Origin of the sequence: Salifodinibacter halophilus, from assembly GCA_012999515.1 — a bacterium.
Lineage (GTDB): Bacteria > Pseudomonadota > Gammaproteobacteria > Nevskiales > Salinisphaeraceae > Salifodinibacter > Salifodinibacter halophilus.
On record JABEEB010000193.1, the window covers coordinates 1 to 278 of the forward strand.

Here is a 278-nt window from a genome sequence, read left to right on the forward strand (position 1 = left end):
TGTGGATGTTCCACATCATGGACTACGACACCCGCAGCGACGTCAACAACACCCTGTTGCGCGTGGCGGCGGCGGTCGGGCTGCTGTTCGCGCTGAGCGGCGCGTGGCTGGTGTTCTACAGCTTCCGTTGGAGGCGCAGCGCATGACGCAGTGGATGCGCAGGATTCACAAATGGCTCGGGCTGGCGATCGGCTTGCAATTCGTCCTGTGGATGGCGAGCGGACTGGTCATGAGCCTGTTGTCGCACGACAAGGTGCAGGGACACGAGTTCCGCGTGC

At 62.9% G+C, this 278-nt stretch carries 1 protein-coding gene; it reads left to right on the forward strand.

All coding sequences use genetic code 11. From position 1 onward, the window contains the following. Window positions 1-142: 142 nt before the first annotated feature. Window positions 143-278, forward strand: a 136-nt coding sequence (locus HKX41_11280) for a hypothetical protein (protein NNC24713.1), incomplete at its 3' end; no start/stop codon positions are given.